Consider the following 15,630-nt stretch of genomic DNA (forward strand, 5'->3'; position numbering starts at 1 on the left):
GCCTATCCAGTCCGCCCGGCCCGCACCGCCCAGCCCGCCGCCAGTCCGTCGAGGTCCTTCGCCAGTACGGCACTCGGCGGAATGGCGTCCCGCGGGACGCGGCAGGCGAGTGCCGTGCCGAGACCGGCCATCCGGATGACGGTGTCGATCAGCGCCTCGGGTTCCTCCGGCCAGCCGAAGCCCGGCTGGGCGATCAGCAGGCTCACACAGCCGTGCATCGCCGACCAGAGGCCCATCGCGAGCACTTCCGGTTCGCCGCGCAGGATGCCGGCCCGCACACAAGTGGTCGTCGCGTCGGCGAGATACCGGAAACAGGCGACCGCACCGGGAGACGAGCCGGCGGAGGGACGCATCAGGAGCACCCGGTACTGCACCGGATGGTCGAGCGCGAACCGCGCGTATACCCGCGCGCACCGGCTCAGCGAGCGCATCGGATCGGTGACCTCGACGGCGTGTTCGCGCATCCGGTGCGCGAGTTCGTCCCACACCCGCAGGCAGACCGCCTCCAGCAAGGCGTCGCGGCTCGGGAAATGCGCGTAGACCGACGGTGTGGAGACGCCGGTCCGGCGCGCCACGGCACGCAGCGTCAGCGCCTCGTCGGTCCCCGCCTCGCCGAGCAGGGCTTCGGCGGCGCACAGGATCTCGCCCCGCAGCTTCTCCCCTTCACCCGGCCGCGCCTTCGTCCGCTTCGCGCCCATGCCGTGATGCTGCCAGCATTGACTTGACACCGTCAACTTGACGATGTCAGCTTGAGCCATGGCGCCTTTCCAGACCGCGACCGCCCTCGTCCGCCGGGGCGAGCACCCGGTGTTCGACACCGAACTCGATCCACAGTGGACGATCGGAACGAAGCTGCACGGCGGCTATCTGCTCGCCGTACTCGCCAGGGCCGCCGCCGAGATCTCCTCCCATCCGCATCTGACCGCGATCAGCGGCTCGTTCTCCGTGGCCCCGGAGCCCGGCCCGGCGGTCGTCGAGGTCGAGGTGCTGCGCGAAGGCCGCGGCCTCACCCAGTTGCGCGCGCGGCTGAGCCAGCATGGCGAGCCCTGCACCGAAGCCCTGATCACGCAGGGCGTGCTGACCGACGGTGACGCATGGTGGTCCGGAGTGGACCCGGTCGAGATCCCGCCGGAGCAGAATTGCCTGCCCATACCGGCCGACGGCGGGGGCGGCTTCCGGATCGGCTTGATGGACGTCGTAGAGCAGCGGATCGACCCGGCCTCGGCGGGGTTCGCGGTGGGACAGCCGTCCCGGAAAGGCGTCATCTCGTCCTGGCTGCGGCTCGCCGACGGCACCGACTGGGATCCGGTGAGCCTGCTCGTGGCACTCGACCCGGTGCCGCCGATCTCCTACGACCTCGGCATCGCGGGCTGGGCGCCGACCGTCCAGTTCACCGCGTACCTGCGCGGGATCCCGGCGCCGGGCCCGGTGCGGGTGCGGATGCGCGCGGGCGAGATCGGCGGCGACCGGATGGACGAGGTCGCCGAACTCTGGGACGAGAAGAACAGGTTGATCGGGCAAGCGACGCAAATCGCCGCCGTACGCGTCCCCTGAACCACCCGAAAGCAGGACCATGACGCGGCGCCGGGAGTTAAGATCCGGCGTCGACGTCATTGTTCTGGGGGCAGGACCATGGAAGCGGAACCGCGCCGCGCGGACGGCTCCGGCGGAGCCGAGATCACCCGGCTCTGCCGGACCTTGGTGCCACTGGCGGCCGCCGGCAAGTACGCCGAGGCCGCGTCGACCTACCGATGGGTGACGAGGGCGTCCGCCGGGGATCCGCTCCGCTACGGCGATCACGCGCTGCGCCTGGAGTTCTGCGCCCTCACCGGCAACGAGCACACCGGTGTCGATCTTCTGTCGCTTTTGGACGGTGTGGGCGACCACGCGGACGCCGTGGACAGGCTGGAGTTCTTCGCCTCGGCCGCGCTGCTCACCCGCCGGTTGACGGAAACCGGATACGGCGAGATCCCGTTCGTTCTCAACGGACCGTACGACGGTGTTCCCCTGAACAGGCTCCACCGGCGAATGCGGGCGGCGGCGTTCGTCGAAGCCGAAGAACTCGACGAACGCGATCACACCGGCTACTTCACCGCGTACGCCGAACGGAAGATGGCCGCGAACCCGGTCGCGGAATTCGTGCCGCTCCTGCCTGCCGCGCTCCCCCGTGCCCCGATCGTGCCCCCGCCGGGATTGTCCGCGGAGGAACTCGTCATCCGCGCGGAGATCCACAATCACCGATGCGAGCCGGAGGAGGCACGAGCCTGTCTCGCGGCGATCGAAACCGTCCCGGACGAAATCGCCCCTCGGCTGACCGAACTGCGCGCGATCTTCTTCCAGGGCGACGACACCGAGGAACGGCTACGCGACGCCGCGGCCGGATTCCGGGGTCAGAACGACGAAATCCGTTTCCTGCTCAACCAATGCTGGCTCGGCCTCTGGCTCGTCTTCGACGATCAGGCCGAGACCGGGGTCGCGCTGACGACGGTGGCCGCGGCGCGGTTGCGCGCCGGGACGGACGATCGCGCCGCCTGCTGGGGCGAATACTGGCTGGCGCACGTGCTTTCCGGACAGGGCCGGACCTCCGAGGCGTACGAGGCCTTGCGACGGGGAGCGGGGCGGGCTCGCGAAGCGGGCGATCCCTTGCTCCACGGCACCCTTCTGTGCCTGGAAGCGTCGCTGCGCAACGGCGACGGCGAGGATCCGGTGACCACACTGGACCTCGCGCGGGCGGCGACGGACGCCTTCATCGTCGGAAACGTCGGAGAGAAGGCCGTCGAGGCCGTCGAACAGGTCCGGATCGCGTACGAACGCACAGGTGCGCTCGACGAACTGGACATCTTCGTCGAGCACCTGCTGTCGACGCTGCCCGTGGGCGGCCCGGAACGGTTGCGCGGACATCTCCGCCACCTCCGGGCGCTCTCGCTGATCGGCACCGGCCGGTTCTCCGAAGCCGTCGACGACGCCTACGCGTCCCTCGGTGTCGCCGCGTCGAAAGGCAAGGACACCGCGGAACATTGGTACGTCCTCGTCACCGCGCTGCACGGCGCCGGCCGCTACGACGACGTGCTCGACGTCGCGCCCCGCACCATCGCCCTGCTCACCGCGTCACCGGACTGGGCGCACCGCTGCCGGTGGATGTTCGCCGACAGCTACCGCGCCCTCGGCGAATCCTCACGCGCCTTCGACGAATACGCCGTCCTCGCCGAAATACTCCAGGACTCGGGCGACACCGGGCATTCCTACATCTCGGTGAGCATGGCCGCCGCCGAGCAACTCGACCTGCTCGGCTACGGCGCGAACGCCGCCGACTTCTACGCGCGGGCCGCCGACGCGGCCTCGGCGATCGGCGGCGGTTACGTGGCCGCCACCTGCCGCAACGCCGCCACGCTCTCCCGGCTGCGGTCCGGCGACCTCGACGCGGCGCTGACCGCGCTCGACGCCGCGGAAACCGCCGTGCACGCCGTGGAAACCGAAACCGCGCCCGTCAGGGAGCATCTCGCCGCCCAGCTCGACCACGTCGCCGCCCACGTGCTCAGCGCCGCGGGCCGGATGCGGGAAGCCGCCCGCCGCGCGCTCCGTGCCGCCGAAACGTTCCACCGGATAGGCGAAGCCGAGTCCGCCCGGGACGTGGACCTGTTGCTCGAACAGATACTCCTCGGTGAGCAGTGACGTGCGTCCTGACCCGCGTTCGGCTCACCGGGGTCGTGAGTGGCGATTCGGGTTAGAACCCGAATCGCCACTCACGACCACCTGTACCCACTCGGCACTTGCCCAGCCGCGCTCACCAGGAGAAAGATGCCCGGCATGTCCGACGGAGCCAGCGGTACCCGAAGCCTGTCGATCGGCTCGATCGTGCTGTGGGTCGTGCGCGTCGCGCTCGCCGCCGAGTTCCTCTACAGCGGCTACCTGCTGTTCGCGGGCGGCCACACCGAACAGACCTTCGCCGAGATCGGGCTCGGGCAGTGGCTCCGGTACGTGACCGGCGTGTTCGAGGTCGGCGGCGCGATCGGGCTGCTCATCCCCCGTTTCGGCGGCCCGTCGGCGCTCCTGCTGGCCGGGGTCATGGTCGGCGCGAGCATCACGGAGCTGTTCATCCTCCCCAACGGCGGCCCGGTTCTGCCGCTCATCCTGTTGATCGCCTGCGCGACGCTGGCGTGGTTCCTCCAGGATCAGACGCGGGCGCTGCTCGGCATCAAGCCGCCCGCCGACGACGAGGACCTGCGCTAGCCCGCGAAAGGCGTTGCACTGTGGCTTTCGCAACGCGTCGGCGGCCCCGGCCTCGACCGTGATCACCGTGCCGCGCCCGGGCTAGGCGAACGCGCGCCATCTTTGCACCGAACGGCGCAAAGGACTCCCGCCGAATGCCCCGATCACCGGAACAGGCAAAGAAAAACCGCATGTCAGCGTGCCTCGCGAGGCGCTGACGAGGACGCCGAAAACCGATCATCAGCGTGATCATGCGCTCACTCAAGGTGAAAGATTGCGGCTCGTTTACAACGAACCGGCCACCTGCTTGACAGCCGGAGTGGTACGTACCACGCTGCCCGCATTGGTCTACACCATTTTGTGGGAGCCCGGCATGGTGGCCGGGCATCGAAAGGACGGCACGAGTGAAGCGCTGGCTCAAGATGGCTGCGGGCGCCGCCGCCATCACCCTCGCGACGGCGGGCTGCGCCGGTTCCGGCAGTGGCGACAGCACGAATTCGAGCGCTCCGGCCTCGAACGGCACGCTCACGGTCTGGCTCATGACGGGGACCGCCCCGGAAGCCCTGACGAACTCGCTCCACAAGGAATTCGAAGACGCGCACCCCGGCGTCAAGGTCAAGTACGAGATCCAGCAGTGGAACGGCATCCAGCAGAAGCTGACCACCGCGCTGGCCAGCGACAACCCGCCGGACGTGATCGAGCTGGGCAACACCCAGACCCCCGCGTTCGCGAACCAGGGCGTGCTCGCCGACCTCACGTCGAGCGTGAACGACTTCAACGGCGCGCAGTGGCTGCAGGGCCTCAAGGCTTCGGGCGAGTTCGACGGCAAGACCTACGGCGTCCCGTTCTACGCGGCCAACCGTGAGGTCATCTACCGCAAGGACATGTTCGAGCAGGCCGGTATCACCGCGACGCCGAAGTCGCGGACGGAATGGCTCGACGCGATCACCAAGCTCAAGACCAAGTTCGGCAGCGACCCCGAGTTCCAGGCCCTCTACCACCCCGGCCAGAACTGGTACGAGCTGCTGTCCTACATCTGGGACGAGGGCGGCGACATCGCGCAGGCCAACGGGAAGTCCTTCAAGTCGACCCTGGATACCCCGCAGGCGAAGGCCGGGCTCGAGTTCTACAAGCAGCTCACCGAGGCTTCCGGCACCAAGGCGCCGAAGGACGCCGACGAAGCGACGCCGCAGCAGGAAGGTATCTACGGCGCGGGCAAGGTCGCGATGATGATCGCCGTGTCGGGTGGTATCGAGACCGCCGCCAAGACCGACCCGTCGATCAAGGGGAAGTCGGGCGCCTTCCCGATCCCCGGCAAGACCGCCGGCAAGCCTGCCCCGGTTTTCCTCGGTGGCTCCAACCTGGTCATCCCGGCCAACAGCAAGAACGCGGCCGCGGCCAAGGACTACGTCAAGCTGATCAGCACCCCGAAGTACCAGACCGAGTTCGCCAAGGCCGGCTACGTCCCCGGTACCTCGACCGACGTCTCCGCCCTCGCCGGCAGCGAGTTCGGCAAGGTCATGGCCGAGGCGGCCAAGAACGGCCGCGCCGTGCCGACCAGCCCCAAGTGGGGTGACGTCGAGTCCGGCCAGAACCCGATCAAGGACATGATGACCGCTTACCTGACCGGAACGAAATCGCTCGACCAGGCGGCCGCCGACGCCAACGCCGCGCTCGACAAGCTCATCGGCGGATGACCACGACAAAAGATGTGACGAAGCCGGCGGGGTCTTCCCCGCCGGCTTCGCCGCGCATCAAACCGCCGAAGTCGAATCGGCGCCTCCGTCTCGGCGAACGGACGGCGCCGTATCTGCTGATCCTTCCCGCGCTGGTCGCGATCCTGGTCCTGCTTGGCTGGCCGACGTTGCAGCTGATCGGGATCAGTTTCCGCAAGCTCGACCTCCGTGAGCTGGTCTCCGGAGAAATGGTCTGGATCGGGTTCGAAAACTTCTCCGAGATCCTGTCCGACCCCGAATTCTGGGAGATCACCGTCCGCACGCTGGTGTTCACCGCCGCGGTCGTGCTCACCACCCTACTGCTCGCGCTCTTCATGGCGCTGCTGATGCGGCATCTCAACCCGGTCGTCCGGGTGATCCTGCAGGTCGCGCTGATCCTCGCGTGGGCGACCCCGGTGCTCGCGACGACCACGGTCTTCCAGTGGATCTTCGATCAGCAGTACGGGATCCTGAACAAGACGCTCGCGAAACTCGGCTTCGACGGGTTCATCGGGCATTCCTGGTTCTCCACCGGGCCGAGCACCCTGACCGTCATCGGCCTGCTGGTCGTCTGGCAGGCCGTGCCGTTCGTGGCGTTCACCCTGTACGCCGGGCTTCTCGGCGTCCCGAAGGAGCAGTACGAGGCCGCGGGCATCGACGGCGCGAACGCCTGGCAGGCGTTCTGGGCGGTCAGCTGGCCCGCCATCCGGCCGATCCTCACCATGGTGACGTTCCTGTCGGTTCTGTGGGACTTCAAGCTGTTCGCCCAGGTGTGGGCGATCCGCCAGGGCGGGCCGGACGGCGCCAGCACGACACTGCCGGTCTACATGTACCTCAAGGGCCTCGCGGGCAACCACTTCGGCCTGGCGGCGACCGCCGCCCTGCTGATGATGCTCGTGCTGATCCTGCTCACCGCCCGGTACGTCCAGCTGCTGGTGCGCACGAAGGAGGCCGACCTGTCATGAAGAAGTCCCTGATCCAGCGGATCGGCCTCGGCACGTTCGGGGTGATCGTGGCCCTCCTGTTCGTCTTCCCGACGTACTGGATGGTCACGTCCTCGCTGAAGACGCCGGGCCAGGTCCTGTCACCGGACTACGACCTGGTCCCGCTCTCGGTGACGTTCGAAAACTTCGTCACGGCGCTGACGAAGCCCGGTTTCACCACCTACCTCACCAACAGCCTGATCGTCACGATCGGCGCCGTGCTGTGCTCGCTCGTCGCGGGCGTACTGGCCGCGGTCACTTTGTCCCGCATGCGATTCCGCGGGCGCAAGGGTTTCCTGATGCTGGTGCTGGTCGCGCAGCTCGCGCCGTTCGAGGCGCTGCTGATCCCGATGTACCTGCTGATGCGCGACGCCGGGCTGCTCAACCAGCTGCCTTCGCTGCTGCTGGTGTACTTCGCGGCGACGCTGCCTTTCACCTGCTGGATGCTCTACGGCTTCGTCAACGGCATCCCGTACGACCTCGAAGAGGCCGCGATGATCGACGGATGCAGCCGGGCGGGCGCCTTCCGCCGGGTGACGCTGCCGTTGCTCGCGCCGGGACTGGTGACCACCTCGGTGTTCAGTTTCATCACCGCGTGGAACGAGTTCCTGTTCGCGTTCGTGTTCATGCGCGACCAGAACAAGCAGACGCTGCCGGTGTGGCTGTCCTCGTTCCGCACGGCGTTCTCCGTGGACTGGGGCGGCATCATGGCTGCGTCGGTCATCTACGCCGTGCCCGCACTGGTGTTCTTCATCATCGTTCAGCGCAAGCTCGTGTCCAACCTGACCGCTGGCGCAGTGAAGGGGTAATCCTTGTCTTCACCGGAAAAGCTCGCCGCATCCGTTCTCGTCCCGGGCTTCGACGGCACGACCGCGCCGGATTGGCTGCGGCGCAAGGTGGCCGACGGTCTCGGCGGCGCGATCCTGTTCGGCCGCAACGTGGTCGACGACGAGCAGGTGGCCGCGCTGAGCGCGCAGCTGCGGGCGGAACGGCCCGACGTGCTCGTCGGCATCGACGAGGAGGGCGGTGACGTCACCCGGCTCGACGTCGCCACCGGCTCGTTCGTGCCGGGACCGCTCGCACTCGGCGCCGCGGACGACGTCGAGCTGACGACCTCGGTCGCGGCGGCGCTCGGCGAACGGCTGGCCGCGTGCGGGGTCACGATCAACTTCGCCCCGTGCGCGGATCTGACGCTTGCGGCGGAGGATCCCTCGATCGGGGTCCGCGCGTTCGGTTCGGATCCGGTGAAGGCGTCGCCGCATGTCGCGGCGTACATCACCGGCCTGCAGAAGTACGGCGTGGCCGCGTCGGCCAAGCACTTCCCCGGGCACGGTGCCGCGACCGACGATTCGCACCACGCGCTCCCGGTCTTGCCCAGGACCGAGGCGGAACTGCACGAGCTCGAACTCGTCCCGTTCAAGGCGGCGATCGCGGCGGGGGTGCGCGCGGTGATGACCGGGCACCTCGTCGTGCCCGCGTGGGGTGAGCTGCCAGCGACGCTCAACCCGAAGGCACTCACCGACATCCTGCGCGACGAACTCGGCTTCACCGGCGCGGTGGTCACCGACGCGCTCGACATGGGTGCCGTCGCCGGCGAACTCGGCAAGACCGAGGGGGTCGGCCGGGCGTCGGTGCGGGCGCTGATCGCCGGCGCCGACGCGCTCTGCCTCGGCGGTGTGTCGTTCGAAGAGGACGAGCTGAACCGGATCGCGGCGGTCATCGCGGCCGCCGTCGAGTCCGGTGAGCTGCCGCTGGAGCGGCTGGCCGAGGCGTCGGAGCGGGTCGCGGCACTCGGCACTCCCCCGGTGTCGACGCCGATCTCGCCGGTGGATCATCGGCTCGGCCTGGAGGCGGCGCGCAAGGCGTTGCGGATCCAGGGGTCGCCGAAGCTGGCCGGGCCACCGCTGGTGATCGACATCGAGACCGAGCCGATCGTCGCGGCGGGCCCGATGCCGTGGGGGCTCGGCTCGCATCTGACCGAACTCGTGCCCGGCACGCGGGCGCTCAAGGTCGGCGCGGACGGGATCGCGACCGCGATCGAGGCCGTCCACGGCGCCCGCGACCTCGTGATCGTGACGCGCGAGGCGCACCGGCACCCCGAGGTCCGCGAGTTCCTCGGCTGGCTGCGAGAGTCCACTGTGGACTACATCCGGGTCGAGACCGGCGTGCCGGGGCCGGAGACCGACGGCCCGCGGATCGACACGTTCAGCGGGTCCTACGTCAGCCTCCGGGCCGCGGCCGAGTACTTGGCCTGACCTCCTCTCTCGCATTTCGTCCTCTGGATGCGGTACATGCACACGCAAGTACCGCGTTCAGAGGACGAAATGCGTTCGAGGGTAATTCGGTTGCGGTACCGGATCAGGGGTGTTGTAGTCCTGGGGATCGGTTCCCGGCCTAGGAGATGATCGTCTTGCGAGTGTCCACGTCCTTCCATCAGGTAATTCCCGCCTACCTCGAGGACAAGACCACTCGTGAAGACCCTCAATCTGGGGATTCTGGCGCATGTTGACGCCGGGAAGACGAGCCTGACCGAGCGGCTGTTGCACACCGCCGGGATCATCGGCGAGCTGGGCAGCGTCGACGACGGCAGCACGCAGACCGACACACTGGCGCTCGAACGCGCCCGCGGCATCACCATCAAGGCGGCCGTGGTCTCGTTCGCCCTCGGCGACGTCACCGTCAACCTGATCGACACCCCCGGCCACCCCGATTTCATCGCCGAGGTCGAACGCGCGCTCGGCGTGCTCGACGGCGCCGTCCTGGTGCTTTCGGCGGTCGAAGGCGTCCAGGCGCAGACCCGTGTCCTGATGCGGACGCTGCGACGGCTGGGCATCCCGGTGCTGCTGTTCGTGAACAAACTGGACCGCCGAGGAGCCGATCCCGGCAGGGTGTTCCAGGAAATCACCGCGAAACTCACGCCGTCGGCGATCGCGATGGACCCAATGGAACCCGATCGGGTGATCGACCTCCTGGCGACCCTCGACGAGGACTTCCTCACCGAGTACCTCACCGCCCCGGACGCGTTCACGCCGTCGCGGCTCCGCGCCGAACTGACTGCGAAAGTCGCCGAAGGTCTCGCTCATCCGGTCTACTTCGGGTCCGCGATCACCGGCGCCGGGATCGACGCGCTCCGCGACGGTATCGAGAACCTGTTGCCCGCCGAGGAAAGCGACGTCGACGGGCCGCTGTCCGGCACGGTGTTCAAAGTCGAGCGCGCGCCGGGCGGCGAGAAGATCGCCTACGTGCGGCTGTTCTCCGGCAGCGTCGCCGTGCGCGACAAGGTCCCGCTCGGGGACGGCGAAGGCAAGGTCACCGCGATCAGCGTCTTCGACAACGGCTCGGCCGTGCCGTCGGGCTCGGTCGACGCCGGGCGGATCGCGAAGCTCTCGGGGCTCGATGTCCGGATCGGAGACATGCTCGGGGCCCGGGCGCGAGTGCGGGAAGCGCTGTTCTCGCCACCCACACTGGAAACCGTCGTCTCGCCGGTGCGCCCGTCCGATCGCGGGCCGCTGCACCAGGCGCTCACCCGGCTGACCGAGCAGGACCCCCTGATCGGCCTGCGGCACGACGAGGTCCGCCAGGAGACTTCCGTTTCGCTGTACGGAGAAGTGCAGAAAGAGGTCATACAGGCGACGCTCGCGGACGAGTACGGCCTCGACGTCACGTTCAGTGAGACGACCACGATCTGCGTCGAGCACGTCTCCGGCACCGGGTCGGCCGCCGAACTCATCGGCAAGGCGCCGAATCCCTTTCTGGCGACGGTCGGGCTCCGTGTCGGACCGGGGTCACCCGGAAGCGGGATCTCGTTCCAGCTTGAGGTCGAACTCGGCTCCATGCCGTATTCCTTCGTCAAAGCCGTGGAGGAAACGGTGAAGGAGACACTGCGCGAAGGCCTCCACGGCTGGGAGGTGCTCGATTGCGTGGTGACGATGACGCATTCGGGTTATTACGCCCGGCAAAGCCATGCGCACGGCACCTTCGACAAGAGCATGTCCAGCACCGCGGGCGATTTCCGCGACCTGACGCCGTTGGTGCTGATGGCGGCGCTGCGCGAGGCCGGGACGACCGTGCACGAACCGATGCACCGGTTCTTCCTCCAGACCCCGGCCGACACCCTCGGCCCGGTCACCGCCCTGCTGGCGCAGGCTCGTGCCGTCCCGCGTACGACGGTCACGAAAGCCGGGACAGCGGAGCTGGAAGGCGAGATCCCGGCGGCGAAAACCCATGAGGTGCATCAGTTCCTGCCTTCGGCGGCCCGGGGCGAAGGCACGATGGAGACCGCCTTCCACGGCTACCGGCCTGTCCGGGGTGCCGCGCCGTCACGGTCGAGGACCGATCACAACCCGTTGAACCGCAAGGAATACCTGCTACGCGTGCTGCGGCGCGTCTGAGGATCGGAGAACGTCATGGTTTCACGGCTCGGGGTCAGGATCCCGCGCGAGCTGCCCGCCGCCCGGCTGACCGGCCTCGCCCGGCGCGCGGAACAGGAGGGCCTGGACGAGGTCTGGATCGTCGAGGACTGCTTCTACGCGGGCGGGATCGCGACGGCGTCGGCGGTGCTGGCGGCGACCGAGAAGATCACCCTCGGCATCGGCATCATGCCCGCCGTGGCGAGGAACCCGGCCATCGCGGCCATGGAGATCGCGGCGCTGGCGGAGCTGTACCCGGGACGGCTGATCGTCGGGTTCGGGCACGGGGTGCCGAGCTGGATGCGCCAGATCGACGCGTGGCCGAAGTCGGCGCTGGCGGCGTTCGAGGAGACGCTGACGGTCATCCGGCGGCTGCTGGCGGGCGAGCGCGTTTCCTTCGAGGGCAAGCACGTCCGGCTCGACGAGGTCGAGCTGGAGTTCCCGCCCGCGCTGCCGCCGAAGCTCGTCGCCGGCGTCCGCGGGCCGAAGTCGCTCGCGGCGGCGGGCCGGGTCGCGGACGGGACGCTGCTCGCCGAACCGGCGACCCCGGAATACGTCCGCGCGACACGCGATCTCATCGGCGTCGAAGGCCATACGATCGCCACCTACAACTGGCTGGCCCTCGACGCCGATCCCGAACGGGCCCGCGAGCGCGCACGGGCCGACGTCGCTTCCGCGATCGGGCCGAACTCGGGCCCGGCGCTGGAACCGCTGGACTTCGGCGCCGAACTGCTGGCCGAGGTCGCCGCCGCGAAGGACGACCGGGCGGAGCTGGCGCGGCGGCTGCGGCCCGAGTGGATCGACCGGCTGAGCATCAGCGGGCCGCTCGACCGCTGTGTCGAGCAGATCCGCGCGCTGTACGCGGCCGGGACCGAATCCGTCATCCTGCTCCCCTTGCTCGGCGAGCCGGAGGAGGAGTCCTTCGCCGCGGCGGGCCGGATCGCGTCGGCTCTGCGCGGCTGACCTCACCGCGTTTCGTCCTCTGAACGCGGACGGGGCCGGACCAGCGGCGCCTGGTGAAGGGGACTTTCCCCACAGCCAATGCGGCGAAACGCCGGCCGGTGTCGCTCTGTACGGTTTTTACCGAGGTCGTGAGTGATAAGGACGGTTAGAACCGTCTTTATCACTCACGACACCTTCGCAAAACGCCCGAATCAGGCACCGCCCCCCGAGAGTGTCCCCTGTGGACAGTCAAGATGTGTCAGGCCACTGTGACGAGCCCCTCCACCAGCCACTTGACCAGCGGATAGACGACTTCGCCGGGTCCCTACCTTCAGAGCAGGGAAGGAGGCCTTCACGGCCGTACGATTGCACACGCAACTACCGCGTTTCGTCCTCTGAATGCGGCCGGGCGTCGAGCGCCCTGATCACGGCGACCATGTCCTCCGCGCCGTAACCGAGCCGCGCGGTTTCGGCGTAGAGGGCGCGGGACGCCTCGATCAGCGGCAACTCGAGTCCCGTCTCCCTCGCCGCGGCCGCGATCAGCTCGACATTGGCCAGGACGTTCGCGATCGAGGCCTGCGGCGCGAAATCCTCCTCGACGAGTTTGGGCGCCTTGACCCGCAGGATCGGACTGGCCAGCTGCCCCGCGCCGAGGACGTCGGCGAGCAGACGGAGATCGAGTTCGTGGGCCCGGGCGAAGCGCACGGTCTCGGCCAGGCTCGTCACGACCGCGGTCAAATGCACGTTGACCGCCAGTTTCATCAGGAGCCCGTTGGGCACCGGCCCGCAGCGCACCGTTTCCCGGCACATCGGCGCGAACAGCTCCCGGACCTCCTCGATCGTGCCGGGGTCCCCCGCGAGCATGGCGACCAGCTCACCCGCCTCCGCCGGGATCCGCGAGCCGGAGACCGGCGCTTCCACGTACTTCGCCCCGGCCGCGAGGAGCTCGGCCTCGAGTTCGCGGGAGTGGCCCGGCGCCGTCGTTCCCATGTGGACGATCGTGCGGCCGGCCACCCGGCCGCCGAACGCGGGCCCGCCGCGGTCGAGCACGGCATCGACGGCGTCCGCGTCCTTGAGCATCAGGATCACGACGTCACACCGCGCGAAGAGCTCTGCCACGTCCTCGACCGCCTCGGCCATCCGGCCCGCTTTGCCCGGGGTGCGATTCCACACGAGCAACGGGATTCCGGCGCGCGCCAGGTTCAGTGCCATCGGCTCGCCCATACTGCCCAGCCCGGCGAAACCGACTCGCGAGATACCCATGAGCCCACTTTGCGGCACGGCCTTGTCCCGGCGCGGCCGCTGAGACGATCCTGCCGGAAGTCGCGAGGAACATGGCGTCGCGACACCGTCGCCGCACAGTCGTGAACGAGCCACCCACCGCGCCCAGGCACCCCACGGACAGGTCGCGAAAGCCTCTTTCGCAACGTCCTCGCGGCCCGCCCCGCCCGGCACCGCGGCTCAGAACGGGTGCTCCATCCACACGTTCGCCTCCACGTAGACCCCGCAGTCCCGCTCGACGTTCGCGTGCACCGGCGCGATCCCGCCCGGGATCACGTTGTCGCCGTCGGCGAGTTTGACCCCGCTCCACTCGTGCCAGTCCGCGATCGAGCCTGAGATCGTCACCGCGAACGGGCACACCTTGATCATCCGCGCGCCGAGCCGTTCGTGGGTGCGCAGCCAGCGGTCGGCGAACAACCCGTCCTCGCGCCGCCGGACGGCGTACTCCTCCATGGGCACATCGGGTTCGTCCTCCTTGCCGATCGGGCGTACGGAGACGATCAGCCGCTTCAGCCCCGTCTCGGCCGCGCGCGCCTTCAGTGCCTTCAGCATCGGCGTGGACAGGCCCGTCCCGCGCATCCGTGGCGCCACGACGACTTCGAGGGCGCATAGGGTGTCCGGCGCGCGGCCGTCCATGAGATCCTGCGCGGCCCACTGGATCGCCTCGTCCCAGCCGTGCGCCGGTAGTTCGCGGCGGTCCGCGGCCGGATAGGTCAGCGGGACCGACAGCGCCCGCGCGATCGGTTCGCCGTCGTCGTCCAGCGCGATCAGGAAGTACCGGGACCAGTGGCGCAGGAACCGCTCCGGGGTGATCATCTTGCCGCTGAACCCGGCGTAGATGAACTCACCGCCGACATCGCCGAGATTCAGCGCGGGATCGAGGAGATCGGGACGGGACGCAAGATCGACGATTCGCATGCCGCCCAGTCAACCGAGCCGGTGATCGGCCCGATAGCTGCTTCCGGGCGATGATCAAACCGGCTGACGCGGCGCGGCCTACAACCGGGAAAGGACGTCGGTGAGCCTGCCCGCGGCGACGTCCCACTCCTCGAGGACGCTGCTCCGCTCGAGCGCCGACGTCCGCAGGGAATGGCGGAGTTCGGCGTCGAGCGACCAGCGCAGCAAGGCCGCCGCGAGCGCCGAAGGGTTGTTCGGCGGCACCAGCAGGCCGGGGACGCCGCCGCCGGGCGCCGGGCCGAGCGCGTCGCGCGCGCCGGTGGTTTCGGTGGCCACCACAGGGATTCCGCGCGCGAGCGCCTCGGCGACGACCAGCCCGGACGTGCCGCCGCGAGCGGGCAGGACGAGCAGATCCGCGCCGTCGTAGACCAGGTCGAGGTCGTCCGGCGGCTGGATGAGGCTGATCCGGGAACCGAGCCCGAGCCGTTCGACCGTCCAGCGCAGTTCGTCGACGTAGGCGGGATCGTGATGGGTCGCGCCGGCGAACACGCATTTGAACGCCAGTTCGTCGATCGTCGAAAGCGCGCGGATGAGCACGTCCTGGCCGTGCCGCGCGGTCATGGGCGCGAGACACAGCAGCCGGGAGACGCCGTCGGCCCCGGCGGCGAGCGGGGCCGCGTCCGTGCCGGGTGTCGCGACGTAGACCCGCGTCGGGTCGAGGTCGTGCCGGTCGATCAGCTGGCGCGCGAGCCACGGCCCGGTGGCGACGATCATCCCCGTCAGCCGCAGGGTCTCCCGTTCGCTCGCGTCGAGTTCGGCGGCCTGCGCCGGATCGAGCGCGGGATCGTCGGCGAGCGGCCGGTGGACCAGGACGGCCAGCCGCAGCCGCCGCGCGTGCGGGACCACGATCTCCGGCACCCCGCAGGCGACCGTGCCGTCGATCAGGACGACGGTGTCGTCGGGCAGCGCGGCGAGCGAACGGGCCAGCCTCGACCGGGACAGCGGCCCCGGCATCGGCCATTCGCCGGCGATCGGCAGTTCCAGCAGCGGGAGGCCGGTGGCCGGGAGGTTCTGGCACATCCGGCGGTCGTATTCACCGCTGATGTCCTCGGTGTCCCCCGGCAGGACGAAGACGACCGGTTCGGTCACGCGGTCATTCGAGGTGAACACGGTTACCTCCAGATGCGGGCGCCT

The 15,630-nt window shown here is 69.1% G+C and carries 13 protein-coding genes; 9 read left to right on the top strand and 4 right to left on the bottom strand.

Annotated features, from left to right (window positions below; translation table 11 throughout):
* Positions 1-2 precede the first annotated feature (2 nt).
* Positions 3-698 carry a TetR/AcrR family transcriptional regulator gene (locus tag AC069H_RS33250; RefSeq protein ID WP_478234966.1) on the bottom strand — a complete coding sequence of 232 codons (696 nt, stop codon included), beginning with the start codon at positions 696-698 and terminating at the stop codon, positions 3-5.
* A 58-nt stretch (positions 699-756) separates the two neighbouring features.
* On the opposite strand from AC069H_RS33250, the gene AC069H_RS33255 reads away from it, so the two are divergent.
* From AC069H_RS33255 to AC069H_RS33295, 9 genes are all read left to right on the top strand, one after another.
* Positions 757-1,554, top strand: coding sequence for a thioesterase family protein (locus tag AC069H_RS33255; RefSeq protein ID WP_478234967.1), 798 nt, complete (start codon positions 757-759; stop codon positions 1,552-1,554).
* Between the two features lie 78 nt (positions 1,555-1,632).
* Positions 1,633-3,672 carry a hypothetical protein gene (locus tag AC069H_RS33260; protein WP_478234968.1) on the top strand — a complete coding sequence of 680 codons (2,040 nt, stop codon included), beginning with the start codon at positions 1,633-1,635 and terminating at the stop codon, positions 3,670-3,672.
* Positions 3,673-3,807: 135 nt separating this feature from the next.
* Entirely contained in the window at positions 3,808-4,230 is a 423-nt protein-coding gene (locus AC069H_RS33265; protein ID WP_478234969.1) for a DoxX family protein, read from the top strand.
* Between the two features lie 383 nt (positions 4,231-4,613).
* Positions 4,614-5,906 (top strand): extracellular solute-binding protein, encoded by a 1,293-nt coding sequence (locus AC069H_RS33270; protein ID WP_478234970.1) that lies wholly within the window; start codon positions 4,614-4,616, stop codon positions 5,904-5,906.
* Positions 5,903-6,889: a carbohydrate ABC transporter permease gene (locus tag AC069H_RS33275; RefSeq protein WP_478234971.1), complete on the top strand. Its 987-nt coding sequence runs from the start codon at positions 5,903-5,905 to the stop codon at positions 6,887-6,889. Before AC069H_RS33270 ends, AC069H_RS33275 begins: the two co-directional genes overlap by 4 nt.
* Positions 6,886-7,716 (top strand): carbohydrate ABC transporter permease, encoded by an 831-nt coding sequence (locus AC069H_RS33280; protein ID WP_478226820.1) that lies wholly within the window; start codon positions 6,886-6,888, stop codon positions 7,714-7,716. Before AC069H_RS33275 ends, AC069H_RS33280 begins: the two co-directional genes overlap by 4 nt.
* A 3-nt stretch (positions 7,717-7,719) precedes the next feature.
* A complete protein-coding gene (locus tag AC069H_RS33285; protein WP_478234972.1) occupies positions 7,720-9,162 on the top strand; it encodes a glycoside hydrolase family 3 protein in 1,443 nt (480 codons plus the stop codon).
* 216 nt (positions 9,163-9,378) lie between these two features.
* Positions 9,379-11,298 (top strand): GTP-binding protein, encoded by a 1,920-nt coding sequence (locus tag AC069H_RS33290; RefSeq protein WP_478234973.1) that lies wholly within the window; start codon positions 9,379-9,381, stop codon positions 11,296-11,298.
* Positions 11,299-11,313: 15 nt separating this feature from the next.
* Positions 11,314-12,279 (top strand): LLM class flavin-dependent oxidoreductase, encoded by a 966-nt coding sequence (locus AC069H_RS33295; protein WP_478226817.1) that lies wholly within the window; start codon positions 11,314-11,316, stop codon positions 12,277-12,279.
* A 357-nt stretch (positions 12,280-12,636) separates the two neighbouring features.
* Here AC069H_RS33295 and AC069H_RS33300 read toward each other — a convergent pair whose 3' ends face one another.
* The 3 genes from AC069H_RS33300 to AC069H_RS33310 form a co-directional block, all read right to left on the bottom strand.
* On the bottom strand, positions 12,637-13,521 hold the full coding sequence (locus tag AC069H_RS33300; RefSeq protein WP_478234974.1) for an NAD(P)-dependent oxidoreductase: 885 nt from the start codon (positions 13,519-13,521) through the stop codon (positions 12,637-12,639).
* A 198-nt stretch (positions 13,522-13,719) separates the two neighbouring features.
* On the bottom strand, positions 13,720-14,457 hold the full coding sequence (locus tag AC069H_RS33305) for a GNAT family N-acetyltransferase (RefSeq protein ID WP_478226815.1): 738 nt from the start codon (positions 14,455-14,457) through the stop codon (positions 13,720-13,722).
* Between the two features lie 78 nt (positions 14,458-14,535).
* The gene (locus AC069H_RS33310) at positions 14,536-15,606 is read right to left on the bottom strand and encodes a glycosyltransferase family 4 protein (protein ID WP_478234975.1); all 1,071 of its coding nucleotides are present in this window, start codon (positions 15,604-15,606) and stop codon (positions 14,536-14,538) included.
* Positions 15,607-15,630: the final 24 nt, after the last annotated feature.

Source organism: Amycolatopsis sp. NPDC043887 (assembly GCF_056435665.1).

Excerpts from the sequence above, each read along its gene's own strand:
- AC069H_RS33295 (WP_478226817.1), top strand. The coding sequence starts at position 11,314 with ATGGTTTCACGGCTCGGGGTCAGGATCCCGCGCGAGCTGCCCGCCGCC.
- AC069H_RS33255 (WP_478234967.1), top strand. The coding sequence starts at position 757 with ATGGCGCCTTTCCAGACCGCGACCGCCCTCGTCCGCCGGGGCGAGCAC.
- AC069H_RS33260 (WP_478234968.1), top strand. The coding sequence starts at position 1,633 with ATGGAAGCGGAACCGCGCCGCGCGGACGGCTCCGGCGGAGCCGAGATC.
- AC069H_RS33250 (WP_478234966.1), bottom strand. The coding sequence starts at position 698 with ATGGGCGCGAAGCGGACGAAGGCGCGGCCGGGTGAAGGGGAGAAGCTG.
- AC069H_RS33280 (WP_478226820.1), top strand. The coding sequence starts at position 6,886 with ATGAAGAAGTCCCTGATCCAGCGGATCGGCCTCGGCACGTTCGGGGTG.
- AC069H_RS33305 (WP_478226815.1), bottom strand. The coding sequence starts at position 14,457 with ATGCGAATCGTCGATCTTGCGTCCCGTCCCGATCTCCTCGATCCCGCG.
- AC069H_RS33300 (WP_478234974.1), bottom strand. The coding sequence starts at position 13,521 with ATGGGTATCTCGCGAGTCGGTTTCGCCGGGCTGGGCAGTATGGGCGAG.
- AC069H_RS33265 (WP_478234969.1), top strand. The coding sequence starts at position 3,808 with ATGTCCGACGGAGCCAGCGGTACCCGAAGCCTGTCGATCGGCTCGATC.
- AC069H_RS33275 (WP_478234971.1), top strand. The coding sequence starts at position 5,903 with ATGACCACGACAAAAGATGTGACGAAGCCGGCGGGGTCTTCCCCGCCG.